The sequence below is a fragment of the Duganella sp. sic0402 genome, assembly GCF_019219065.1.
Taxonomy (GTDB): Bacteria; Pseudomonadota; Gammaproteobacteria; order Burkholderiales; family Burkholderiaceae_D; genus Rugamonas.
In genome coordinates this window covers 1,083,120-1,105,989 of sequence record NZ_JAHUWK010000001.1, presented here as the reverse complement: position 1 = coordinate 1,105,989, position 22,870 = coordinate 1,083,120, and the positions used below count along the sequence as shown (strand labels likewise).

Below are 22,870 nucleotides of genomic sequence, written 5' to 3'. Positions count from 1 at the left end.
GCGGTATAATCGAGGGTTTGCAGAACCGCCTCAGATCGCGCACACATGGTCAACGATACCGAAAACACAATCCCCGAGAATAACGACGCCGCAGGCGAGTCAACCAGCGCCAAGACGCCGGCCCTGATCGCGCGTGAAGTCCAGCGCCGCCGCACCTTCGGCATCATCTCCCACCCGGATGCGGGTAAAACCACGCTGACCGAAAAGCTGCTGCTGTTCTCGGGCGCGATCCAGATGGCCGGTACGGTCAAGGCGCGTAAATCGGGCCGCCATGCGACTTCCGACTGGATGGAAATCGAGAAGCAGCGCGGCATTTCGGTGGCCTCGTCGGTGATGCAGTTTGAATTCCGCGACCACGTGGTCAACCTGCTGGATACGCCGGGCCACCAGGACTTCTCGGAAGATACCTACCGCGTGCTGACGGCGGTCGACTCGGCGCTGATGGTGATCGACGCCGCCAAGGGTGTGGAGGCGCAGACCATCAAGCTGCTGGACGTGTGCCGCATGCGCAATACGCCGATCGTCACTTTCATGAACAAGATGGACCGCGAAACCCGCGATCCACTGGAACTGCTGGACGAGCTGGAATCGGTGCTGAAAATCCAGTGCGCGCCGGTGACCTGGCCGATCGGCATGGGCAAGAACTTCCGCGGTGTGTACCACCTGCTGAACGACACCATCATGCTGTTCAAGGCTGGTGAAGAGAAGGCTGACGGCGCGTTCGAGCTGATCGAAGGCATCGACAATCCGCGTTTGCAGGAAATGTTCCCGCTGGAGATGGATCAGCTGCGCATGGAAGTGGAGCTGGTCAGCGGCGCATCGCACCCCTTCGATCTGGCGCAATTCCTGGCGGGCGTGCAGACGCCGGTGTTCTTCGGTTCGGCGATCAACAACTTCGGCGTGCGCGAGATCCTGTCGGCGCTGGTCGACTGGGCGCCGGCGCCGCGCGAGCGTGACGCCACCGTGCGCGCGGTCGATCCGAAAGAAGAACCGTTCACCGGTTTCGTGTTCAAGATCCAGGCGAATATGGACCCGGCGCACCGTGACCGCATCGCCTTCCTGCGCGTCTGCTCGGGGCGTTTCGAGCGCGGCATGAAGGTCAAGCACTTGCGCCTGGGGCGCGAGGTCAAGGTATCGTCGGTGGTGACGTTCATGGCGTCGACCCGCGAGCAGGTGGAAGAGGCGTACGCCGGCGACATCATCGGCCTGCCTAACCACGGCAATATGCAGATCGGCGATTCGTTCTCCGAAGGCGAACTGCTGACCTTTACCGGCATCCCGTTCTTCGCGCCGGACTTCTTCCGCCAGGTACGCATCCGCAACCCGCTGAAGATCAAGCAGCTGCATAAAGGCCTGCAACAGCTGGGTGAAGAGGGCGCGGTGCAGGTCTTCAAACCGGTGCAGGGCGGCGAGCTGGTACTGGGCGCGGTCGGCGTGCTGCAGTTTGAAGTGGTCGCCAGCCGACTGATGAACGAATACGGCGTCGACGCGGTATTCGAAAGCACCAGCATCAGCAGCGCGCGCTGGGTATCCAGCGACGACAAAAAAGCGTTGTCGGACTTTGAGGATCAGCTGGGCCACAACGTCGCCTACGACGCCGCCGGCAACCTGGCCTATCTGGCCACGTCGAGCGTCAATCTGCGTTTGACGCAGGAGCGCTGGCCGAAGCTGCAATTCCACGCCACCCGCGAACACTCCGCCAAGCTCTAAATTCCCCGGATTAATTGGTGGAGAGGGTGCGCAGCAGGGCCGGGATTTCGTTGCTGATTTCGCGGGCCAGGTAGCCTAGCGGGCCATGTTTGAGGGCCAGCTGTTCGCCAGCCATTGCGTGTAGCGCTACGCCCCAGGCGGCCGCTTGTTCCAGTGTTGCGCCACGCGCGGCCAGGCCGGTGATGATGCCCGCCAGTACGTCGCCCGAGCCCGATATCGCCAGGCCGGTGTTGCCGCCTTCGTGGCGCCATTGCTGGGTGTTTGCGTCGGCGATGATTGTTAGCGCGCCTTTTAGTACGACTGTCGCTTGCCAGCGCTGGGCGGCCAGTCGGGCGGCGGCGTCGGGCTGGGAGCGGATGTCGTTCTTGTCGGCGCCGGTCAGGCTGGCGAGTTCGCCTGCATGCGGTGTCAGCATTACCGGTGTATGGAAGCGGAATGGGCCGTCCGGGCCGCAGTCGGCATCGCGGCTGGCGATGCTCATGCCGGCGGCGTCCAGTATTAATGGCTTGTCGGCACAGTGCGGTAGCATGGCACGGACCAGCTTGCAGCAGGCTGCTTGGTCTTGCATGCCGGGCCCAATCAGGACCGCGCTCGCTTGCTGGCAGGCTTGGTGCAGGCGGTCGGCATTGTCGGCCAGCAGGCCGCCGTCTGGCGTTTCCGCCAGGCCGATCACTCTGGCTTCGGGGACAGCCACGCCGACTTGTGGCGCGACGCTGGACGCTGTGGCGATGACCAGTTTGCCCGCGCCGGCACGCAGGGCTGCGGTGGCGGCCAGCAGGACCGCGCCGGGCATTTCGGTTGATCCGGCGATGATCAGCACATAGCCGCGTGCCTCTTTGTCCGCCTCGGCTTGCGGCATCGGCAGTGGCCAGTCGCGCAGCAGGCGGGCGGTAATGTCTTCGCTCATGATTTGGCCGCCGCAGGCTGGTCTTTTTCGTGCGTGACCGGGGTGCCGGTCTGTTCCAATGGCGCGACGAAGTTGGCTTGCAACAGCACCAGTTTGCCGTGCTTGCCGGCCTCCGGATCGAAGCGGTATTCGGTGATGCCGCAATTGGGCACGTCGCCGGCGCGGTCGATGGCCAGGATGGCGTCTTCGTCCAGCCGCTCCAGCAGGTAGCGGAAGCAGTTCACAATCACCTGGTGGGCGACGATCAGCACCCGTTCGCCCCGGTATTCGCGGGTGATGGTGTCGATGACGCTGCGCAGCCGCAGGATGACGTCGCACCAGCTTTCGCCGCCCGGCGGCCGGAAATAGAATTTGCCGACGTGGGCCCGCTGTTCCGCCAGCTCCGGATATTTGTCGTGGATGCCCAGCGGCGTCAATCGGTCGAGGATGCCGAATTCTTTCTCGCGCAGGCGCTCGTCGGAGGCGATGGCGGTGAGTTGCTCGCGGTTCAGTTGCTGCAGCACGGCTTGGGCGGTGTCGCGCGCCCGTACATAGGGCGAATGCAGCACCACCGTCGGCTGGCCTTCCGGCCCTAGCGCGTGAAACCAGCTGCTCATGGCCTCGGCCTGGCGCTGGCCCAGTTCTGACAGGGGCACGTCGACATCGCGATCGGCGATGTCAATCAGGAATTGTTTTCCGGCTTCCGCCGCCTCGCGCGCGACATTGCCGGCGCTTTGGCCGTGCCGTACCAGCCAGAGTTGCTGGGGCCATTTTTGTTCCATCAGCTTATCCTTTTGATATCCAGCTCGACCCAGACCGGCGCGTGGTCGCTGGGCTTTTCGCGGCCGCGCACATCGCGGTCGACTTGCGCGTTTTTCAGCGCGGGCGCCAGCGATGGACTGAGCAGCAGGTGGTCAATCCGCAGCCCGGCGTCGCGGCCGTAAGCGTTGCGGAAGTAATCCCAGAAGGTGTAGATTTTCTCGCCCGGATGCATGCTGCGCAGCGCGTCGGTCCAGCCTTGCGCCAGCAGGCGATGATAGGCGTCGCGGACTTCCGGTCGGAATAAGGCGTCGTCCAGCCAGCGCTCCGGTTTATATACATCCAGCTCGGTCGGCATGACGTTAAAATCACCCGCCAATATAGCCGGGCTATCCAATAATTTTTCAGCATGAATAATCAGCTGCTCAAACCATTTAAGTTTGTAATCAAATTTTGGTCCTGGCGCGGGATTGCCATTCGGAAGATATAAACCCCCAATCAATATGCCGTCGACTACCGCTTCGATATAGCGGCTTTGACTGTTATCGGGATCGTCCGGCAGGCCACGGCCGGTTTCTATTGGCAGCTGTCCGCGCGCCAATATGGCGACGCCATTCCAGCTTTTCTGCCCGTGCCAAATAGCTTGATATCCTGCTGCCTGAATAGCATCGACCGGGAATTTTTCTTGTGGCGCTTTTAATTCTTGCAGGCAGACCACATCCGGCTGGGTGTCTTCCAGCCATTGCAGCAGTGCGGGCAGGCGGGCGCCGATGCCATTGACGTTGAAGGTGGCGATACGCATGGCCTTAGTATAGCCACGTAAAGCCCAGGGCGGCCGTGCGCCGCCGCACGCAAACGCCCTCAGGGCACGCCAGTAATTGGCGCGATCAGGCCAAGTGCTGGCGTGCAGCCAACACAGCGCTTGACATCATGAAAATTTTCACATACTGTATTAATCAACTAATACACAAATACGAGTACCATGGTTAGCCACACTTCCACTCTGTTCTCGATAAGCACCGGCTCGTCCGATCCCATTTACCGGCAATTGATCGAGCAAGTCCGGCGGCTGGTTGCGGCCGGTGTTTTAAAACCGGGCGATGTTTTACCGTCGGTGCGGGATGTCGCTGTGACCTTGGCCGTTAATCCGATGACGGTTTCCAAGGCATATAACATGCTGGAAACCGAGGGCTTATTAAGCCGCGCCCGTGGAGTGGGCATGCTGGTCGCCAAAGGAAATAAATCTCCGGGCCGCGAACATCTTTTAATCCCGACACTGGAACGCGCCGCTGCCGAAGCGCGCCAGCTGGAACTGGACACTGAAACTGTTATTGCGCTGTTCACCAAAATTCTTGGAGAAACCAAATGAAGTCAGTCGTTGAAATCAATAACCTGTATAAAGCCTTTGATAAACAGCAGGTGTTGCAGGGAGTTAATTGGACTATTCAACCGGGCAAGGTGATCGGGTTGCTTGGCCGTAATGGCGCCGGCAAGTCGACGCTGCTGGAATGCCTGCTGGGTTTGCGCGAAGCGGACTCTGGCGGCAGCACGCTATTTGGCCATCCAGCGTTGGCGCTGAACGATGCAGTGCGGGCGGACATCGGCTATGTGCCGCAAAAGTCCGAGATCTTTGAATGGTTGACTCCCTTGCAACTCCTGGACTATTTCAAGGCGCTGTATCCGCGCTGGAATCAGGCCAAGGTGGATGGCCTGATGCAGCGCTGGGGCTTTAATGGCGAGGCCGCGCACAAACAGATCGTCAAGCTCTCCGGCGGCCAGAAGCAGCGCCTGTCCATCATCCGTGCGCTGGCCCATGATCCCAAGCTGCTGGTGCTGGACGAGCCGGTCGCCAGCCTGGACCCGATCGGCCGCCGCGATTTTCTGCAAGAGCTGATCGGCGGCGTCATCGAACGCGATACCACCGTGATCTTCTCTACCCACATTCTGTCCGACCTGGAGCGGGTGGCGCTGGACGTGGCCTTCCTGCAAGGCGGCAAAATCGTGCTGCAAGGCGCACTGGATGAGCTACTGGAGGGCAGAAACCTCAGCCTGGAAGACCTGTTCTTCGAGGTGGCGAAATGAGCGCGACCGGCTGGCCGGCATACCGGCAACTGCTGTTGCAGCTGGTGCGGGACCAAGCCGCTTACCGCACGCTCAAGCGCGTCAGCATCATACTGCTGGCCGGTGCATTGCTGATTGTGGCTGTGGCGCTGTGCTTCGGCAAGCCGCTGGCGGGGAAGGGCCTGTTGGCCTTGTTCCTGTGGGCCAACGGGCAGATGTGGTGTAGCGCCTTCCTGAAGGGGGCGATTGCGCAGAACCGGCCAGAGTACGCCAGCCTGGTGCCGCAGCTGCGCGTGCGTTTGATCAGGCTGACCGCTGCGTTGTGCATCGCCAGCTCGCTGCTGCTCGGCCTGTCGGCGGCGCTGTTGTTTGGCCATGGGGGCTATGCCTTGCTGGTAGGCGGCATGATGAACGTCTATATTCTGTTCACCACACGCCACGGCTGGCTGGCATTTTCCCCGGCCGCGATCTTCCTGCCCCTTACCCAGACCGACTCGCCGGATAAGATTGCGCTAGCCCTGCATCATGGCTTGGGCGAGCCCGCTGTCGCCGCACTCGGCAGCCTGCTGTTGCTGGCGCTGGGCGCCTGGGGATTGCGCACGGTATTCCCGCAGGGAGGCGATGCGCACTGGGCCTGGTTCAAACGCCATTTGCGCAACAAGGATGCGGTGCGTTCACCAAGCCAGCTTGTACCGCTCACGCGCTTGGGGGCATGGTGGCAGGCCATGCGCAGCAGCCGTTACCAGGCGGAGCTGCGCGCGGACAGCCGCAATGGCGGGACGCCGCAACGCATGATGATATACGCGCTCGGGCCGGGCGCCCATCCGGCAGGCTATGTCACTTCCGTAGCGGGCAATACATTGATTGCGCTGGCCGTACTGGCGCTTGCCGATGGCCACGTCAAACCCGGTGTCTTTGCGTTGATGGGCATCATAGCGCAGTGGTCAATACTGATGGCTGCGCTGATGTATATCACCAGCGTGGTGGACGGCGCGCAACGCTATCGAACTGAGCAAGAGATATTTTTCCTCAGCGCCGGCGCCCCGGCGCAGGCCAGCATCAACCGCCTGCTGGGTGGCGCGATGCTGCGCGGCTTCTTCACGGTGTGGCTGGCAACGCTGGCGAGTGTGGCCGGCATCGACTGGCTGGTGCACGGGGCGGCCGGCTTGCGCGGCGTGACTTTTATGCTGGCGACACTGATACTGCCGCTGGCCTGCATGATGCTGCGCAATTATCTTGTCATGGCAACCGTGAGCAGTCCCTCGTGGAGCACATTGCTTGTGCTGTATGCGATCGTTTGCAATGTATTGCTGTCGGTAGTCAGCGCGCGATTTGAGGTGCCGTGGTTCTGGCTCGGCGGAGCGGTTGCCGTGCTGAGTTTGCTGGAGCTGTACCGCCGCTGGCGCAAGCTGCTGGCGCTGCCGCCGGTGCTGCCGGCGGGGCGGCTGGCGGTTTAAGGCGTTTGCAGCACCAGGCCGATCGACACCAGCCGCTTGCCGAGCGTGGCGTCGATCTGCACCCGATCCGGGATCAGCGCGTGGGCGAAACCGAGCTGCAAGCGCCCATGGCTGCGGCGCTGTCCAAAGCTTTCCGCCGTCAGCGAGTTGCGCTCGTCCAGCTTGAACTCAGCGCCGATGCCCCAGCTGGGATCGGTAACGCGCCGCGTCTGGCTGCGGATCGCGCCGGCGTTGAGGTGCAGCAGTACGCTGTCGCCGCGCAGCGAAAAGCTGAGCGGCACGTTGACCGACAGATCGCCATCCAGCCCGCGCCCGCTGCTGAACTGGTTGGCCAGCACCAGGCCCGCGCCCCAGCCGTCCGCTTCAAGCGGCTTGAACACTGTCTTGGCTTGCAGCCGGCCCAGGTGGGTGTGGGTGGCGCCTTCCTCCACCACGGCGCCGCCGAGCGCCAGTTCCCAGTCGCCGCCGACGTTGCAGGCCGGGGTCGCCCAGAATTCCCGCACCTCGCCGGCGCGCTGGACGTAGCTCTCCAGCTGGCATTGGCCAGGCGATACGATGGCCGCATCGTCCACTGTCATCGGACGGCCGGCATGGGCGGGCAGGGAAGCGCAGGCCAGCAGGCCCGCACCGATCGCGCGGTGCGACCGGTTCAGGGTATTTAGCAGCATCATGTGGGAAACAGGCAGGGGGATAGTTTGCGGCGGATTGTAACAGCGTGTGGCAGCGAATTGCTCGCTGTCAGCATTACAATCAGGATAGCTTGGCAGGCCGGCTAAGCCACAGCACATCGACCACCGCACTGACCCAGCACAGCAGCACCACCGCTGACGCCAGGTTGGTGGCGAAGTTGTCGGCGCCCGAGGCATGGACGCGCTCCAGCACTACCACCGGATCCAGCGCCAGCCTGCCATTGTTGATTTCATCCAGCAGCTGATTGGTCAGTTGCAGGATGGTGCTGAGCAGGTACAGCACGGCCACCGCAGCCGGCACCAGGAACAGCATGCCGCGCGCAACGCGCCGGGGCCGCAGCGCCAGGTGGCCGAGGCCCGGAAACAGCAAGGCGGATATCAGTACAGCGCGTGACGATGCTTTCAAGGTCGCTCCCGTGGTTGGTCCGCGTAGATTACAGCATCTGGGCGGATGCTGTGCGCCAGCGGTCTCCGGTTTTCCGGATGTAGTGGTCAAATACATAGCGCCACGGCATGGCCAGCGGGATGATGATGGCAACCGAGCATTCGAAGGCGGTGGTGATGATGGCGTCGTCCATCTGGCCGCTGCGCCACGCGGGCAGGGCGACCAGCAGCAGCCATAGCGACTTCCACGTCATTTCCCACAGCAGCACCGGCAGCATCTGCAATGGGTAGCGGATGCCGACGATGCACAGCAGGCTGAAGGCGGTCAGCATGCATTTCACCACGCCCTGGGCCATTCCCCATGGTTCGGCGTGGTGGATCACACCCGGCCACACGGCCAGCGCCAGTCCCAGCGCAATGATCAGATAGACGGCTCTCAGCGAATACAGGCGAAACAGCGATACGTGTGGCATGGCGATGCTCCCGGTGAGTGTTATTCGACTTCTTTCAATACTTTTTCGATGGCGATGATGCGGGTTTTCAGGTCGGCCAGGGCGGCGGCCGTTTCTTCCTGCGCGGCGACGGCGCGTTCGGCGATCAGGCGGTAAGACTCTTCGCCGTCGGCTTGCAGCTGCGCCTTCTTGATGATGGTCTGCGAGCGTATCAGGAAGATCATGAAAATGGTGCCGAATAAGATGGCCAGGGTAGTCAGGTAAACCGGTTCAGACATATGCGCCTCTATTTTTCAGGGTTGTGTGTCAGGGTTGCCGTTGCCGCCGCGATCATGGCGGGTGTCAGATCGATGGCGAAAGGCGTGGTTTCAAAAAAATTCAACGCCTTGCCGTCTTCCGACAATTCCATCTGGCTGCTTACCAGGCCGGCTTCCTCCAGCTTCTGCAAATGCAGATGCAGCAAGGGCCGGCTGATATTCAAGTCACGCGCCAGCTGGCTCACATAATTGCGTCCGCCGGAAGCCAGCGCCGCCACCACCCGCAAACGGTGCGGGTTGGACAGCGCCGCCAATGCCGCCAGCAGCTGATCGCCTGTGAGATGTTTTGATTTCATGTGTAAAGAATATCTGACAGGTGTAAGGAATGCAAGCAAAAAAAATCCCGGCGCGCGGCCGGGATTGTTGAAGGCGGACTAGCTTACTCGTAGTCGCTGATCGGCGCGCAGCCGCAGAACAGGTTGCGGTCGCCGTAGACGTTGTCGGCGCGGCCGACCGGTGGCCAGTATTTCTGCTTGCGCAGCGACGGCACCGGATAGGCTGCAACTTCGCGCGAATACTTGCGCTCCCACACATCGGCGGTCAGCACCTCGGCGGTGTGCGGCGCGAATTTCAGCGGGTTGTCCAGCTTGTCGAATTCGCCGCTTTCCACCTTGGCGATTTCGCCACGGATGGCGATCATGGCGTCGATGAAGCGGTCCATTTCGGCTTTCGATTCCGATTCGGTCGGCTCGATCATCAGCGTGCCCGGCACCGGGAAGGACATGGTCGGCGCGTGGAAGCCGAAGTCCATCAGGCGCTTGGCCACGTCTTCGTTGCTGATGCCGGTGGCGTCCTGCAGCGGACGCAGGTCGATGATGCACTCGTGCGCCACCAGGCCGTCGTGGCCTGCATACAGCACCGGGAAGTGGGGCGACAGGCGGCGCGCGATGTAGTTGGCGTTGAGGATCGCGGTTTCGGTCGCGGCGGTCAGGCCTTCCGCACCCATCATGGCGATGTACATCCACGAAATCGGCAGGATCGACGCCGAGCCGTATGGCGCGGCCGACACCGAACCGATGCCGGCATTGTCGCGGATATAGCCGTTGGAGCGCTGGTTAGGCAGGAACTTGGCCAGGTGCGCGCCGACGCCGATCGGGCCGACGCCTGGGCCGCCACCGCCGTGCGGGATGCAGAAGGTTTTGTGCAGGTTCAGGTGCGACACGTCGCCGCCGAACGCGCCCGGTGCGGCCACGCCCACCAGTGCATTCATGTTGGCACCGTCCACGTAGACCTGGCCGCCGTGGCTGTGGATGATCTCGCACAGCTCGCGGATGCCTTCTTCAAACACGCCGTGGGTCGACGGGTAGGTGACCATCACGCAGGCCAGGTTGTTCGAGTGCTGCTCGGCCTTGGCTTTGAGGTCGGCCAGGTCGACGTTGCCGTTGGCGTCGCAGGCGGTCACCACCACCTGCATGCCGACCATCGATGCCGATGCCGGATTGGTGCCGTGCGCCGACGATGGAATCAGGCAGATGTTGCGGTGGCCTTCGCCACGCGACTGGTGGTAAGCCTGGATCACCAGCAGGCCGGCGTATTCGCCTTGCGAGCCGGCGTTAGGCTGCAGCGAGATGGCGGCGTAGCCGGTCACCGCGCACAGCATTTCTTCCAGCGAGGCGATCATCTCGCGATAGCCGATGGTCTGTGCATCCGGCGCGAACGGGTGGATGGTCGAGAATTCAGGCCAGGTCACAGGGATCATTTCGCTGGTGGCGTTCAGCTTCATGGTGCACGAGCCCAGCGGAATCATGGTGCGGTCCAGCGCCAGGTCTTTGTCGGCCAGCGAACGCAGGTAGCGCAGCATCTCGGTTTCCGAGTGATAGCGGTTGAATACCGGGTGGCTCAGGTAGGCCGAGGTACGCGCCAGCGCTTCGGGGAAGGCGCGTCCAACGGCGGCTTCCACGCTGTCGAAGTCCGGGCCGTGGGCCGGGCCGCCGACCGGATGCGAGAACACGGTCCACAGCAGCGCAATGTCTTCGCGGGTGGTGGTTTCGTCCAGCGATACGCCGACGTGGGTGGCGTCGATCACGCGCAGGTTGACGCCGTGCGAGTGGGCCGAGGCGTGCAGCTGTTCAGCGTTGTTGACGGCGACGGTCAGGGTGTCGAACCAGGTGTCGTTGGTGACGGTGTAGCCCAGCGTTTTCAGATTCGACGCCAGCACGCCGGTCAGGCGGTGCACGCGCTTGGCGATCTGCTGCAGGCCTTGCGGGCCGTGGTAGACGGCGTACATCGACGCCATCACTGCCAGCAGTACCTGCGCGGTGCAGATGTTGGACGTGGCTTTTTCGCGGCGGATGTGCTGCTCGCGGGTTTGCAGGGCCAGGCGGTAAGCCTTGTTGCCCTGCGCGTCGATGGTCACGCCAACCAGGCGGCCTGGCATCGAGCGTTTGAATTCGTCACGGGTGGCCATGTAGCCGGCGTGCGGGCCGCCGAAGCCCAGCGGTACGCCGAAGCGCTGCGAGTTACCGACCACCACGTCGGCGCCCCATTCGCCTGGTGGCGTCAGCACGGTAAGCGCCAGCAGATCTGCGGCGGCGACTACCATCGCACCCTTGGCCTTGATGGCTTCCACGTCGGCCTTGTAATCGCGCACGTTACCGTTAACGCCTGGGTATTGCAGCAGCACGCCGAAGCATTCGCCCACGCTTGCCAGTCCGGCCGGGTGGAAGGTTTTGACTTCGATGTCCAGCGGCTTGGCGCGGGTCTGCACCACTTCCAGCGTTTGCGGCAGCACGTCGTCGGCCACGTAGAACACATTCGATTTGGATTTGCTGACGCGCTGGATCAGCGTCATCGCTTCGGCAGCGGCCGTGCCTTCGTCCAGCATCGACGCGTTGGCGATGCCCATGCCGGTCAGGTCGGTGATGGTCTGCTGGAAGTTCAGGATGGCTTCCAGGCGACCTTGCGAAATCTCTGGCTGGTAAGGCGTATAGGCGGTGTACCAGGCCGGGTTTTCAAAGATGTTGCGCAGGACGACGTTCGGCGTCAGCGTGTTGTAGTAGCCCTGGCCGATCAGCGACTTCAGCACCTTGTTTTTTGAGGCGATTTTTTTCAGCTTGTTCAGCGCTTCGTTTTCCGGCATTGGCTGGGTGTAGGCGCCCAGCGGCAGGGCGGCCTTGTTGCGGATGTTGGCGGGTACGATGGCGTCGATCAGGGCGGCGCGCGTGGCGTAGCCGAGTACCGACAGCATGTCCTGCTGTTCGGCGGCATCCGGGCCGATGTGACGGGCGATGAAAGCGTCGCGTGCTTCGAGTTGGGTCAGGCTGGTGCGGGTCATGATGTGGGCGAGGGCAGAGAGAGAAAGACTGTCGTTCCGGCGCAAGCCGGAACCCATGCTGAGCTGGCGTTCTGTCGGCTCCCGCCTGGGCGGGAGCGGCGGGAATCAGGCGCCGGTATTTTTGGCGTAGGCCGCAGCGTCCAGCAGGCCGTTGATGGCTGCGGCGTCGGCTGGCTTGATCTTGAACAGCCAGGCAGCGTAAGCGTCGCTGTTGATCGACTCAGGCGCGTTGACCACGTCGTCATTGACCGCCACCACTTCGCCCGATACCGGTGCGTAGATGTCGGAAGCGGCTTTCACCGATTCCACCACGGCGGCGTCGTCGCCGGCGGTGTAGCTGGTGCCGACTTTTGGCAGTTCAACGAAAACGATATCGCCCAGCGCATCCTGTGCGTATTCGGTAATGCCTACAGTGACGGTGCCGTCGGCTTCAGCGCGTACCCACTCGTGGGATTCGGTGTACTTCAGGTCTGCAGGAATGTTCATGTTGTAATGCTCCAGAGGGTGAGGGTATTAAATTCAGACGGCCAGGATTTTGCCGTTGCGGACGAACGGCAATTTAACCACAGACGCGGCCAGTTTCTTGTCGCGGATTTCCACATGCACGGTGTCGCCGATGTTGACGCCGTTCGGCACGCGCGCCAGCGCGATCGCCTGCTGCATGGTCGGGCTGAAAGTGCCGCTGGTGATTTCGCCGGTGGCTTCGGTGCCGGCCACGATGACTTTCTGGTGCGCGCGCAGCACGCCGCCTTTTTCACGCAGGATAAGACCGACGAATTGCGCGTTTTGGCCCTTGGCTTGCAGCGCCGACTTGCCGATGAAATCGCGCTCGGACACCAGATCGATGGTCCATGCCAGGCCGGCGTCCAGCGGGTTGACGGTGTCGTCCATGTCCTGGCCGTACAGGTTCATGCCAGCTTCCAGGCGCAGCGTATCGCGCGCGCCCAGGCCTGCCGGCTTGACGCCAGCGGCGGCCAGCGCGTTCCACAGCTTTTCAGCTTGATCAGCGGCGACGCCGATCTCAAAGCCGTCTTCGCCGGTATAGCCGGTGCGGGCGATCATCGCCTCGCCAAACGCGGCGCTTTGCGCGAAGGCCACGTTGAATGGCTTCATCTCGGCGGTGGCTTGTTGCGATTCCGGGATTACTTCCCATACCTTGGTGCGGGCGTTCGGGCCTTGCACGGCGATCAGCGCCATGGCGTTGTCACCATCGCGGCGCTGGGTGATAGCCAGGCCGTGGTTGCCGGCGGTGTTCTGCTGCTGCATCCACGCCACGTCCTTCTCGGCGGTGCCGGCGTTGACCACCAGGCGGAACCAGCTTTCGTTGATGAAGTAGACGATCAGGTCGTCGATGACCGTGCCTTCTGGATTCAGCATGCAGGAGTACAGTGCCTTGCCCGATACTTGCAGCTTGTCGACGTTGTTGGCCAGCAGGCTGCGCAGGAAGGCGCGCGCATTGTCGCCCTTGATGTCGACCACGCACATATGCGCCACGTCGAACATGCCGACGTCGGTGCGCACGGCGTTGTGTTCTTCGATTTGCGAACCGTAGTTGACCGGCATGTCCCAGCCGCCGAAATCGACCATGCGGGCGCCGGCTGCGCGGTGTGCGTTATTGAGGGGGGTAGCTTTGAGCGTCATGGTACGGTCCGAACGAAAAGAGGCGGTTAACAGAAAATCAGGGAGTCAAATGAATGATTCCATCATGCTGCGCCCCTCTGTCCTTGGTACCTGAGAGATAGCGGAAGCAGGTTCCGCACGCCCCTTCGGTGGGTTGCGTCCGCAACCTCTCTCCAGAGTTTGAGCCTGCGCTGTGACAGCTGCGAGGCCCCTTGACCGGTCCTTTTGCCTGAGAGTTTTTGGGTAGTGCCCCTTCGGCGGCAACGCGAGTTTGCCCTCTCCCGATCAAGACTCGGAAATATATGTCAGAAGGGCTTGAATGTCAATCTTGCCCGGCCGCGCACGAATGAACGGCAGGGAAGCTGAAAAAGCAACAATTTGCTAGAATAAATCACATTATTTTGAGAGCCCAGAAATGCGCCAAGACCAAACCAATTACGACGGGCACGCGTGGTTCACCTTGTCCGGGGATGTCAACAGCGATATGGTGCGCCGCGTGTTCGATGCGGTCGCCGATATGACCGAAGACCGCATCACCACCGCCCACATCCTGATTCAGTCCAATGGCGGCTACGTCAGCGACGGCATCTGCCTGTACAACTACCTGAGCAAGCTGCCGATCAAGATCGTCACCTACAACGCCGGCGCGGTGGCGTCGATCGCGGTGATCCTGTTCCTGGCCGGCGCCGAGCGCTATGCCAGCGACACTGCGCGCTTCATGGTGCACAAGTCGCACGCCAGCGCGCCGCATGGCGCCCGTCCGGACGCATTGCGCATCATCGTTGAAGGCCTGCAGGCAGACGACGCCCGTACCGAGCAGATCCTGCGCAAGCATGTCGAATTGACTGACGAGCATTGGCGCACGCACGAGTATTCCGACCTGCACCTGACGGCGGCCGAAGCGCTGAAAGTAAAGCTGATCAATGGGGTGGAGGATTTTGTGCCGCCCGAAGGCCAGCGTGTGGCCAATATCTGATGATGCCGGCATGCGGCGCGCGCGGCGCCGCACGAACCGCTGATTGCCTACTTAGCGGTTGCCGGACTGTTTGTCGTTTTTGTGGCTTTGACGGCCAGCTTCGACATGTTGCTCATGGCTGCCGCCCTGGGTGCCGGTTTGATTGGCGCCACGCGAACCGCTGGACGAGCCTGCGCTGCCCGATTGCTTGCCGCTGCCTTGGCTGGAACCTTGTTTCGAGCCCTGGTTGCTGCTGCCTTTTTGATTCGAGTTCATTTTGATTCCTTTGTAAAAGTGAAAAGAACGTACTCGCCAGACTCGTCCCGGCTATGGTGGTAGCTGAGGCGTTTCCGGTGAGGCCATGATGCGTGCTCGCGCTTCGGACCGGTATCGGCGTCCTTCCCAGTGGCTTGTAGGAGAGAACCTTGGACTTTTCGTGTGGTTTAAGGTGAACCTCACTTTTGTTGCGCTGCAATGAAGGCTAAAATGTTGCCATATGATGAAATAGGAAGAGCGTGATGTTCTGGTGGCACTGGTTAAGTGTGGTGGGCAGTCTGGCGGTGACAGGACCAATCAGCGTCGCCATCGTGGTGTGGCTGGTGGCCGGCAAATCATGGCGGCTGACGCGCGCCTGGGTGCTGCTGTTCGGCGGCGGCATGGCGCTGGTGGTGCTGACCAAGATGCTCTTCATCGGCTGGGGCATAGGCGTCGCCTCGGTGGACTTTGGCGGCTTCAGCGGCCATGCGATGCGCGCCGCGGCGGTGTATCCGGTGGCCGGTTTCCTGGCGACGCGCTCGTCGCCGCCATGGGCGCAGATGCTGGGCAGTACCGCCGGTGTGCTGCTGGCCGTGCTGATCGCGCTGTCGCGCATCTATGTCGAGGCGCATTCGCCGTCCGAAGCCTGGACCGGCTGCCTGCTGGGCCTGGCCGTGGCTGCCGGCTTCATCTGGTGCGCCAACGAGGAGCGCCACCTGGCGCTGAGCCGTGTGCTGGTGGCGCTGTGCGTGCCGGTGCTGCTGGTGGCGCCGCAGCTCAAGCCCATCCCGGCCGAAATGTGGATCACCAAGGCTGCGCTTTACCTGGCCGGACACGACCATCCCTACACCCGCGCCAACTGGCATAAGCCGCGTCCGCAGGTGCGTTGAGCAATGGTGTAGCGCAATGCCTTTTTGGCCTGATATGATGCACAAAATGGTATTATTGTGGAATTTTCCAGCCCAAACACCTAGATAACAACGTGCGTCTATCCTCCATCAAATTGTCGGGATTTAAGTCTTTCGTTGATCCCACCAATTTCCAGGTGCCGGGTCAGTTGGTTGGCGTGGTGGGTCCCAACGGCTGCGGCAAGTCGAACATCATCGACGCCGTGCGCTGGGTGCTGGGCGAATCCAAGGCTTCCGAGCTGCGCGGCGAGTCCATGCAGGACGTGATTTTCAATGGTTCCACCCACCGCAAGCCGGCCGGGCGCTCATCGGTGGAGCTGGTGTTTGACAACCATGCCGGCAAGGCCGCCGGGCAGTGGGGCCAGTATGCCGAGATCGCCGTCAAGCGCACGCTGACGCGCGACGGCACTTCCACTTACTACATCAACGGCCAGCCGGTGCGGCGCCGCGACATCCAGGATATTTTCCTCGGCACCGGCCTTGGTCCGCGCGCTTACGCAATCATCGGCCAGGGCATGATCTCGCGGATTATCGAGTCGCGCCCCGAAGAGCTGCGGGTGTTTCTGGAAGAGGCGGCCGGCGTCTCCAAGTACAAGGAGCGCCGCCGGGAAACCGAAAACCGCCTGCACGACACGCGCGAAAACCTGCTGCGCGTCGAAGACATCCTGCGCGAACTGAACACCAACCTGGAAAAGCTGGAGGGCCAGGCCGCCGTGGCAACCAAGTTCCACCAGTTGCAAGCCGACCAGGAAGAGAAGCAAAAACTGCTTTGGCTGCTGCGCAAGATCGAAGCCGAGAACGAGCAGAAAAAATACTTCCGCGAAGTCGAGCAGGCGCAAAACGATCTGGAAGAGCAAACCGCCAAGCTGCGCAATGTCGAGCTGTCGCTGGAGCAGATGCGCCAGTCGCACTTTGCCGCCGGCGACCGCCTGCATTCGGCGCAGGGCGCGCTGTACCAGACCAATGCCGAAATCGGCAGCCTGGAAGCGCAGATCAAATTCGTGGTCGAATCGCGCGGCCGCCTGCAAGCGCAGCTGGCCGCATTGACGGCGCAGCGCGATCAATGGCAGCGCCAGGCCAGCGAGGCCGGCGAACAGATCGAAGAAGCGGAATTCTCGCTGGAAGAACTGGGCGCCAAGGTCGAGGAAGCGCAGATGATGGCCGAGCAAAAGGCCGAATCGCTGCCGATGCTGGAACAGGCCTGGAAGGAAGCGCAGACCCGCAGCACCGAATCGCGTTCGCGCATCATGCAGGCGCAGCAGCAGCTGGAGCTGGAATCGGCGCACCAGCGCAACGCCAACAACATCCTCAACGGCCTGGCGGTGCGGCGCGAGCGCCTGCAACAGGAGAAAAGCGGCTTGAGCCTGCCGGACAGCGCGCACCTGTCCAATCTGCGCTTGCAATTGGAAGAAAAGCAGCAGGCGCTGGAAGAGCAGAACTTCGTGCTGGAAGAGGCGCTGGAGCAGCAGCCCAAGCTGGAGCAGGAGCGCCAGGAAGCCCAGCAGCAGGTCAACGCCGAAACCGCCGCCAACGCGCAGCTGGAAGCGCGTCTCAATGCGCTGCGCCAGTTGCAGGAACGCGTGCAGACGCAGGGCAAGGTCACGCCGTGGCTGCAAAAGCACGAGCTGGAGTCGCTGCCGCGCCTGTGGCAGAAACTGAACATCGAAGCAGGCTGGGAGCCGGCGCTGGAATCGCTGCTGCGCGAGCGTACCTCGGCCTTGCAGATGTCGAATATCGAATGGGCCAAGGCCTTTTTCAACGATGCGCCGCCGGCCAAGCTGGCGCTGTATGCGCCATCCACCGCCGTGCCGCCGGTGACTACCGAGGTGGCCGGCCTGAAGCCTTTCCTGGATCTGCTGAAGATCAACGATCCGGGCCTGCGCGGCCTGTTGCAGGACTGGCTGCACAACGTCTACATCGCCGACGACACCACCCAGGCGTTTGCCGACCGCGTCAAGCTACCGGCAGGCGGCAGCATCGTCACCCGCCAGGGCCACATTGTGACGCAGGGTAGTGTGCGTTTTTACGCCGCCGACTCCGAGCAGGACGGCATGCTCGGACGCCAGCAGGAAATCGACAACATCACCAAGCAGCTGCGCGCGCAGCAGATGCTGGCCGACGAAGCGCGATCGCGCTCGGTGCGCGCCGACGCCGCCGTGTCGGATCTCACGCGCCGTCTGACCGAATACCGCGCCAAGCTGCAAAGCCTGCAGCAATCGGTGCATACGCTGCAACTGGAAGTGGTCAAGCTGTCCGAGATCGAAGCCCGCTTCAACCAGCGCAGCACGCAGATCGAAACCGACCTGGCCGAGATCACCGCGCAGGAAGAAGAACAAACCCAGATCAAGCTGGAGTCAGAAGAGAAGTTCGAGCAGCTGGACATGGAACTCGGCGAGCTGCAAGGCACGCACGAGGATGGCCAGACCGACTTTCTGCAAAAAGAACAGCGCCTTGCCGACGCCCGCGAAGCCTTGCGCGACCTGGAGCGTGCGGCGCAGGAAGTGCAGTTCGCGGAAAAGACCCAGCGCAGCAAGATCGAGGAATTGCGCCGCAATGTCGCCACGGCGACGGCGCAGGTGGCCCAAGTGACGGAAAGCCTGGAGTCCGGCCGCATGGAGCTGGAGGGCCTGGACCAGGGCAGCGCCAACGACGGCTTGCAGGCGCTGCTGGATCGCCGCACCGAACAGGAAAAAGCGTTGTCGGACGCGCGCCACGAACTCGATCAGATCGCGCAGCAACTGCGCCTGTTCGAAGAAGGCCGCATGTCGACCGAGCGCGCGTTGCAACCGCAGCGTGACAAGATCATGGAAATGCAGCTGAAGGAACAGGCCGCGCGCCTGAACCAGGAACAGTTTGCCGCGCAGTTGGCCGAAGTGCAGGCCGACGAGGCGGCGCTGGCCGAGAAGCTGCATCCGGACATGAAAGCGTCCTATCTGCAAGGCGAGGTGACGCGTTTGACCAACGCCATATCGATGCTGGGCGCGGTCAACCTGGCGGCGCTGGACGAACTGGCCACCGCCTCCGAACGCAAGAACTTCCTCGATGCGCAGAACGCGGATCTGATGGAGGCGATCACCACACTGGAAGACGCCATCACCAAGATCGACAAGGAAACCCGCGATCTGCTGCAAGATACGTTCGACCGCGTCAATGGCCACTTCTCCGAGCTGTTCCCGATCCTGTTCGGCGGTGGCCAGGCCAAGCTGATCATGACCGGCGACGAAATTCTGGACTCCGGTGTGCAGGTCATGGCCCAGCCGCCGGGCAAGAAGAACGCCACCATCCACCTGCTGTCCGGTGGCGAGAAAGCGCTGACCGCCACCGCGCTGGTGTTCTCCATGTTCCGGCTGAATCCCGCGCCATTCTGCCTGCTGGACGAGGTGGACGCGCCGCTGGACGACGCCAATACCGAGCGCTTCTGCCGTATGGTCAAGCGCATGTCCGAACACACACAATTCCTCTTCATCTCGCACAACAAGATTGCGATGGAGATGGCCAATCAACTGATCGGTGTGACGATGCAAGAGCAGGGTGTATCGCGCATCGTGGCGGTGGATATGGAATCCGCCGCAAACTTCGCTTCCGAGGCACAAGCAGCATGACAGATCTCCAAATTAGCTTAATCGCAGCCGCCGGCGTGTTTGTCGCCGGTGTTTTCACGTACAACAAAATCCAGGAATACAAGGCCAAGAAAAGCGTCGAACGTGCTTTCTCGACCGACCACGACGATGTGCTGATGCGCACCGGCGACGAGCCGCAACTGGCGCCGGGCGCTGATGCTGCGCACGCGCCTCATGCTCCACACGTTCGCCAGGAGCCCAGCTTCTCGCTGGACAGCGCCGCACCTGGAATCGCAGGCGGCGAAGCTTCGGCTGCTGCTGCGGCATTGGGCGCGGTCGCGGCGGAATTTACCACCGACGACGGCACTGGCAGTCCGGCCAGCGAAGACGAATTGGCCGCGCGCGCCAACGCTGCTTCGGCGGCGGCTGCCGAGCAGGCTACGGCGCTGGTCGATCCGCTGATCGACTGCCTGCTGCCGCTGGCGCTGGAGGCCCCGGCGCGCGGCGACAAGCTGCTGCCGGTGCTGCAAACGCTGCGCATGGTCGGCAACAAGCCGGTGCACTACATCGGCAAGGCCGTCAGCGGCGACTGGGAACCGATCGCCCACGGCGGCGTCTATACCGAGCTGCAAGGCGGCGTGCAGCTGGCCAGCCGCAGCACCGCGCTGAACGAACTGGAATATTCGGAACTGGTGACGCGCCTGCGCGCCATGGCCGACGAAATCGGCGCCGAACCGGCGATTCCCGACATGATTGAAGTGATGGCCGAAGCCCGCAATCTGCACCGCTTCGTCGCCGGACACGACGCGCAGCTGGGCGTCAACCTGCAAACGAATGGTGCGCCATGGGCGATCAACACGCTGATCAGCGCACTGGAGAAGCAGGGCTTCGACCTGCGTCCGGACGGCCGCTTCGTGATGCCGGACGGCGAGGGCGGTTTCCTGTTCTCGCTGTCGACCAATGTCACACCGGCCGAAGAAACCACCGCGCGCCTGACGCTGCTGCTGGACGTGCCATGCGTGGCGCCGGCGCGTGACGGTTTCGGCGCCATGGTCGCTTGTGCCCGCAGCCTGATGGCACGCCTGGACGGCACCATCGTCGACGATTACAACCAGCCGCTGTCGGATGGCGCGCTGACCGAAATCGCTGGCCAGGTGCAGGACTTCTACGCCGAGATGAACGACGCTGACATCCCGGCAGGCTCCACCCGTGCACTGCGCCTGTTCAGCTAAGAAAGCCAGTTCATGTCAGAAGTAGATTTTAAAACGCGCATCGAGCAACTCAGCGCGGAGCTGAACCGGCATTTGCACGCCTATCATGTGGAAGACGCGCCGACCATTCCGGACGCGGAGTACGACAAGCTGTTTATCGCGCTGCAAAAGCTCGAAGAATTACATCCCGAGCTGGCGCTGCCGGACTCGCCGACCAAGCGCGTCGGCGCGGCGCCGCTGCCGCAGTTCGAGCAGGTCACTCACACGGTGCCGATGCTGTCGCTGAATAACGGCTTCACCGACGAGGATATCGAGAACTTCGACCGCCGCGTGCGCGAAGGCCTGGATACGGCAGCGCTGGTCGAATACGCGGCCGAAGTCAAATACGACGGCCTGGCGATCAATCTGCGCTACATTCACGGCGTGCTGACCGAAGCCGCCACGCGCGGCGACGGCTACACCGGCGAGGATGTCACCGCCAATATCCGTACCATCCGCAGCATTCCGCTGCGCCTCAAGACAGACAATCCGCCCGCCATCCTTGATGTACGCGGCGAGGTGCTGATGTTCAAGAAGGATTTCGAAGCGATGAACGCGCGCCAGCGCGAGGCAGGCCAGAAGGAGTTCGTCAACCCGCGCAATGCGGCGGCGGGCAGCTTGCGCCAGCTGGATTCGCGCATCACCGCGTCGCGCAAGCTGAGCTTCTTTGCCTACGGCGTTGGTGCGCTGGAAGGCGCCGACATGCCGTCCTCGCATTCCGGGCTGCTGGACTGGTATCGCCAGCTTGGTCTGCCGGTGGCGAAGGAAGCCTCGGTGGTGCGCGGCTACGACGGCCTGATGGCGTACTACAAGCAAATCGGCGACGCCCGCCCAGGCATGCCTTACGAAATCGACGGTGTGGTGTACAAGGCCAACCGCCTTGAAGACCAGCGCACGCTGGGCTTTGTTTCGCGCGCACCGCGTTTCGCGCTGGCGCACAAATTCCCGGCCGAAGAAGCGTTGACGGTGGTGCAGGCGATTGAGGTGCAGGTCGGCCGCACTGGCGCGATCACCCCGGTAGCGCGCCTGGCGTCGGTGTTTGTCGGCGGCGTCAATGTCACCAATGCCACGCTGCACAACGAAGACGAAGTGCGCCGCAAGGATGTGCGCGTCGGCGATACGGTGATTGTGCGCCGCGCCGGCGACGTGATTCCGGAAGTGCTGGCGGTGGTGCTGGAGCGCCGTCCTGAATCGACGGTGGCCTACGAGCTGCCGAAGGAGTGCCCGGTGTGCGGCTCGCATGTGGTGCGCGAAGAGGGCGAGGCGATTGCGCGCTGCTCGGGCGGCTTGTTCTGTTCTGCACAGCGCAAGGAAGCGATACGTCACTTCGCCGGCCGCCGCATGATGGACATCGAAGGCCTGGGCGACCGCTATATCGACAACCTGGTCGAACATGGCAAGGTGCAGCGCGTGGCGGACTTGTATTCGCTCAAGCTGGATGACCTGCTGGAGATGAAGCGCCTGGCCGATGAACGTGACGGCACAACGCCGGAGACGGTCGCACAAGGGAAAATCGCCACTAAGTGGGCGGACAATTTGCTGGAAGCGATTGCCGCCAGCAAGAACCCGCCGCTGGAGCGGCTGCTGTTCGCGCTGGGCATCCGCCACGTCGGAGAATCCACCGCCAAGACGCTGGCCGAGTGGCTGGGCCGCTTCGAGCTGGTGCGCCGCGTGCCGGCTGCGCTGCTGCGCGTGCTGCCGGATATCGGCGGCACGGTGGCCGAATCGATTGCCGATTTCTTTGCCGAACCGAAGAACCAGGAAGCCATTGATGCACTGCTGGCCGCCGGCGTGGCGCCAAAAGGCGAGCATGCGCCGAGCGCCAAGCTGCGCGAAAAGCTCGACCCGGCGCAGCTGCTGGCCGCGCTGGCGATTCCCAAACTGACCGAGCCACGCAGCAAGCAGCTGGTGGAGCAAGGCGTGACGCTGGAAGCGCTGGCTTATCTCCAGGTATTCAATGTATTCGGTTTGCCTGCCACGGTGACGGAGTCGCTGGAAAACTGGATGGCCCAGCCAGGCAATCGCGAGCAGGTAAAAGCCCTGCATCGGCTGCGCGAAGACTTGCTGGCGCAGCTGCCGCAGAGCGTCGCCGCTGAAGGCCACCTGACCGGCAAGACCTTTGTGCTGACCGGCACGCTGCCGACCATGGGCCGTGACCAGGCGGGTGCGCTGATCGAGGCGAAGGGTGGTAAAGTGTCCGGCTCGGTATCGAAGAAAACACACTATCTGGTTGCCGGCGCAGACGCTGGCAGCAAGCTGGCCAAGGCGCAAGAGCTTGAAGTCGCCATCCTGGATGAAGCCGGCTTGCTGGCATTACTCGCACAAGAATAACC

21 protein-coding genes and 2 riboswitches are annotated in these 22,870 nt (G+C 62.5%); of the genes, 9 read left to right on the top strand and 12 right to left on the bottom strand.

Annotated features, from left to right (window positions below):
- Positions 1-45: 45 nt before the first annotated feature.
- Positions 46-1,710, top strand: coding sequence for a peptide chain release factor 3 (locus KW842_RS04740; RefSeq protein ID WP_218302906.1), 1,665 nt, complete (start codon positions 46-48; stop codon positions 1,708-1,710).
- A gap of 10 nt (positions 1,711-1,720) precedes the next feature.
- On the opposite strand, the gene KW842_RS04735 is transcribed toward KW842_RS04740, so the two are convergent.
- From KW842_RS04735 to xth, 3 genes are read right to left on the bottom strand one after another with little or no spacing between them, the layout of a single operon-like run.
- Positions 1,721-2,617, bottom strand: coding sequence for an NAD(P)H-hydrate dehydratase (locus tag KW842_RS04735; protein WP_218302905.1), 897 nt, complete (start codon positions 2,615-2,617; stop codon positions 1,721-1,723).
- Complete coding sequence (locus tag KW842_RS04730) at positions 2,614-3,378, bottom strand: histidine phosphatase family protein (protein ID WP_218302904.1); 765 nt, start codon at positions 3,376-3,378, stop codon at positions 2,614-2,616. Before KW842_RS04730 ends, KW842_RS04735 begins: the two co-directional genes overlap by 4 nt.
- Positions 3,378-4,157, bottom strand: a complete 780-nt coding sequence (gene xth / locus KW842_RS04725; RefSeq protein ID WP_218302903.1) for an exodeoxyribonuclease III — start codon at positions 4,155-4,157, stop codon at positions 3,378-3,380. Before xth ends, KW842_RS04730 begins: the two co-directional genes overlap by 1 nt.
- 180 nt (positions 4,158-4,337) lie before the next feature.
- On the opposite strand from xth, the gene KW842_RS04720 reads away from it, so the two are divergent.
- The 3 genes from KW842_RS04720 to KW842_RS04710 are packed head-to-tail and all read left to right on the top strand — an operon-like array spanning position 4,338 to position 6,873.
- Complete coding sequence (locus KW842_RS04720) at positions 4,338-4,724, top strand: GntR family transcriptional regulator (protein WP_218302902.1); 387 nt, start codon at positions 4,338-4,340, stop codon at positions 4,722-4,724.
- Positions 4,721-5,437 carry an ABC transporter ATP-binding protein gene (locus KW842_RS04715; RefSeq protein WP_218302901.1) on the top strand — a complete coding sequence of 239 codons (717 nt, stop codon included), beginning with the start codon at positions 4,721-4,723 and terminating at the stop codon, positions 5,435-5,437. Before KW842_RS04720 ends, KW842_RS04715 begins: the two co-directional genes overlap by 4 nt.
- Positions 5,434-6,873: a hypothetical protein gene (locus KW842_RS04710; RefSeq protein WP_218302900.1), complete on the top strand. Its 1,440-nt coding sequence runs from the start codon at positions 5,434-5,436 to the stop codon at positions 6,871-6,873. Before KW842_RS04715 ends, KW842_RS04710 begins: the two co-directional genes overlap by 4 nt.
- Here KW842_RS04710 and KW842_RS04705 read toward each other — a convergent pair.
- The 8 genes from KW842_RS04705 to gcvT form a co-directional block, all read right to left on the bottom strand.
- Complete coding sequence (locus KW842_RS04705; protein ID WP_218302899.1) at positions 6,870-7,544, bottom strand: hypothetical protein; 675 nt, start codon at positions 7,542-7,544, stop codon at positions 6,870-6,872. The genes KW842_RS04710 and KW842_RS04705 overlap by 4 nt on opposite strands.
- A gap of 79 nt (positions 7,545-7,623) precedes the next feature.
- On the bottom strand, positions 7,624-7,968 hold the full coding sequence (locus KW842_RS04700) for a hypothetical protein (protein WP_218302898.1): 345 nt from the start codon (positions 7,966-7,968) through the stop codon (positions 7,624-7,626).
- Between the two features lie 28 nt (positions 7,969-7,996).
- Positions 7,997-8,419 (bottom strand): hypothetical protein, encoded by a 423-nt coding sequence (locus KW842_RS04695; RefSeq protein ID WP_218302897.1) that lies wholly within the window; start codon positions 8,417-8,419, stop codon positions 7,997-7,999.
- A 20-nt stretch (positions 8,420-8,439) separates the two neighbouring features.
- Entirely contained in the window at positions 8,440-8,676 is a 237-nt protein-coding gene (locus KW842_RS04690) for a hypothetical protein (RefSeq protein ID WP_218302896.1), read from the bottom strand.
- Positions 8,677-8,684: 8 nt separating this feature from the next.
- Positions 8,685-9,011 (bottom strand): winged helix-turn-helix domain-containing protein, encoded by a 327-nt coding sequence (locus KW842_RS04685; RefSeq protein ID WP_218302895.1) that lies wholly within the window; start codon positions 9,009-9,011, stop codon positions 8,685-8,687.
- An 83-nt stretch (positions 9,012-9,094) separates the two neighbouring features.
- Positions 9,095-11,989 carry an aminomethyl-transferring glycine dehydrogenase gene (gene gcvP, locus KW842_RS04680; RefSeq protein WP_218302894.1) on the bottom strand — a complete coding sequence of 965 codons (2,895 nt, stop codon included), beginning with the start codon at positions 11,987-11,989 and terminating at the stop codon, positions 9,095-9,097.
- 105 nt (positions 11,990-12,094) lie between these two features.
- Positions 12,095-12,475, bottom strand: coding sequence for a glycine cleavage system protein GcvH (gene gcvH, locus KW842_RS04675; RefSeq protein ID WP_218302893.1), 381 nt, complete (start codon positions 12,473-12,475; stop codon positions 12,095-12,097).
- Positions 12,476-12,508: 33 nt separating this feature from the next.
- Positions 12,509-13,630, bottom strand: coding sequence for a glycine cleavage system aminomethyltransferase GcvT (gene gcvT / locus KW842_RS04670; protein WP_218302892.1), 1,122 nt, complete (start codon positions 13,628-13,630; stop codon positions 12,509-12,511).
- Positions 13,631-13,697: 67 nt separating this feature from the next.
- Positions 13,698-13,796, bottom strand: a riboswitch (glycine riboswitch).
- 20 nt (positions 13,797-13,816) lie between these two features.
- Positions 13,817-13,903, bottom strand: a riboswitch (glycine riboswitch).
- 121 nt (positions 13,904-14,024) lie between these two features.
- Between gcvT and KW842_RS04665 the strand changes: the two genes are divergently transcribed.
- Complete coding sequence (locus KW842_RS04665; RefSeq protein ID WP_218302891.1) at positions 14,025-14,585, top strand: ATP-dependent Clp protease proteolytic subunit; 561 nt, start codon at positions 14,025-14,027, stop codon at positions 14,583-14,585.
- A gap of 51 nt (positions 14,586-14,636) precedes the next feature.
- On the opposite strand, the gene KW842_RS04660 is transcribed toward KW842_RS04665, so the two are convergent.
- Positions 14,637-14,840: a hypothetical protein gene (locus KW842_RS04660; RefSeq protein ID WP_218302890.1), complete on the bottom strand. Its 204-nt coding sequence runs from the start codon at positions 14,838-14,840 to the stop codon at positions 14,637-14,639.
- 242 nt (positions 14,841-15,082) lie between these two features.
- On the opposite strand from KW842_RS04660, the gene KW842_RS04655 reads away from it, so the two are divergent.
- The 4 genes from KW842_RS04655 (at position 15,083) to ligA (ending at position 22,868) form a co-directional block, all read left to right on the top strand.
- Complete coding sequence (locus KW842_RS04655; RefSeq protein WP_229223523.1) at positions 15,083-15,709, top strand: phosphatase PAP2 family protein; 627 nt, start codon at positions 15,083-15,085, stop codon at positions 15,707-15,709.
- A gap of 92 nt (positions 15,710-15,801) precedes the next feature.
- A complete protein-coding gene (gene smc / locus KW842_RS04650; protein WP_218302888.1) occupies positions 15,802-19,329 on the top strand; it encodes a chromosome segregation protein SMC in 3,528 nt (1,175 codons plus the stop codon).
- The gene (locus KW842_RS04645; RefSeq protein ID WP_218302887.1) at positions 19,326-20,519 is read left to right on the top strand and encodes a cell division protein ZipA C-terminal FtsZ-binding domain-containing protein; all 1,194 of its coding nucleotides are present in this window, start codon (positions 19,326-19,328) and stop codon (positions 20,517-20,519) included. The genes smc and KW842_RS04645 overlap by 4 nt, the downstream gene beginning before the upstream one ends.
- A 12-nt stretch (positions 20,520-20,531) precedes the next feature.
- Positions 20,532-22,868 (top strand): NAD-dependent DNA ligase LigA, encoded by a 2,337-nt coding sequence (gene ligA / locus KW842_RS04640; protein ID WP_218302886.1) that lies wholly within the window; start codon positions 20,532-20,534, stop codon positions 22,866-22,868.
- The last annotated feature ends 2 nt before the right edge of the window (positions 22,869-22,870 follow it).

Coding starts and splice junctions, on each gene's coding strand:
- KW842_RS04740 (WP_218302906.1), top strand. CDS start 46: ATGGTCAACGATACCGAAAACACAATCCCCGAGAATAACGACGCCGCA.
- KW842_RS04735 (WP_218302905.1), bottom strand. CDS start 2,617: ATGAGCGAAGACATTACCGCCCGCCTGCTGCGCGACTGGCCACTGCCG.
- KW842_RS04730 (WP_218302904.1), bottom strand. CDS start 3,378: ATGGAACAAAAATGGCCCCAGCAACTCTGGCTGGTACGGCACGGCCAA.
- xth (WP_218302903.1), bottom strand. CDS start 4,157: ATGCGTATCGCCACCTTCAACGTCAATGGCATCGGCGCCCGCCTGCCC.
- KW842_RS04720 (WP_218302902.1), top strand. CDS start 4,338: ATGGTTAGCCACACTTCCACTCTGTTCTCGATAAGCACCGGCTCGTCC.
- KW842_RS04715 (WP_218302901.1), top strand. CDS start 4,721: ATGAAGTCAGTCGTTGAAATCAATAACCTGTATAAAGCCTTTGATAAA.
- KW842_RS04710 (WP_218302900.1), top strand. CDS start 5,434: ATGAGCGCGACCGGCTGGCCGGCATACCGGCAACTGCTGTTGCAGCTG.
- KW842_RS04705 (WP_218302899.1), bottom strand. CDS start 7,544: ATGATGCTGCTAAATACCCTGAACCGGTCGCACCGCGCGATCGGTGCG.
- KW842_RS04695 (WP_218302897.1), bottom strand. CDS start 8,419: ATGCCACACGTATCGCTGTTTCGCCTGTATTCGCTGAGAGCCGTCTAT.
- KW842_RS04690 (WP_218302896.1), bottom strand. CDS start 8,676: ATGTCTGAACCGGTTTACCTGACTACCCTGGCCATCTTATTCGGCACC.
- KW842_RS04685 (WP_218302895.1), bottom strand. CDS start 9,011: ATGAAATCAAAACATCTCACAGGCGATCAGCTGCTGGCGGCATTGGCG.
- gcvP (WP_218302894.1), bottom strand. CDS start 11,989: ATGACCCGCACCAGCCTGACCCAACTCGAAGCACGCGACGCTTTCATC.
- gcvH (WP_218302893.1), bottom strand. CDS start 12,475: ATGAACATTCCTGCAGACCTGAAGTACACCGAATCCCACGAGTGGGTA.
- gcvT (WP_218302892.1), bottom strand. CDS start 13,630: ATGACGCTCAAAGCTACCCCCCTCAATAACGCACACCGCGCAGCCGGC.
- KW842_RS04665 (WP_218302891.1), top strand. CDS start 14,025: ATGCGCCAAGACCAAACCAATTACGACGGGCACGCGTGGTTCACCTTG.
- KW842_RS04660 (WP_218302890.1), bottom strand. CDS start 14,840: ATGAACTCGAATCAAAAAGGCAGCAGCAACCAGGGCTCGAAACAAGGT.
- KW842_RS04655 (WP_229223523.1), top strand. CDS start 15,083: ATGTTCTGGTGGCACTGGTTAAGTGTGGTGGGCAGTCTGGCGGTGACA.
- KW842_RS04645 (WP_218302887.1), top strand. CDS start 19,326: ATGACAGATCTCCAAATTAGCTTAATCGCAGCCGCCGGCGTGTTTGTC.
- ligA (WP_218302886.1), top strand. CDS start 20,532: ATGTCAGAAGTAGATTTTAAAACGCGCATCGAGCAACTCAGCGCGGAG.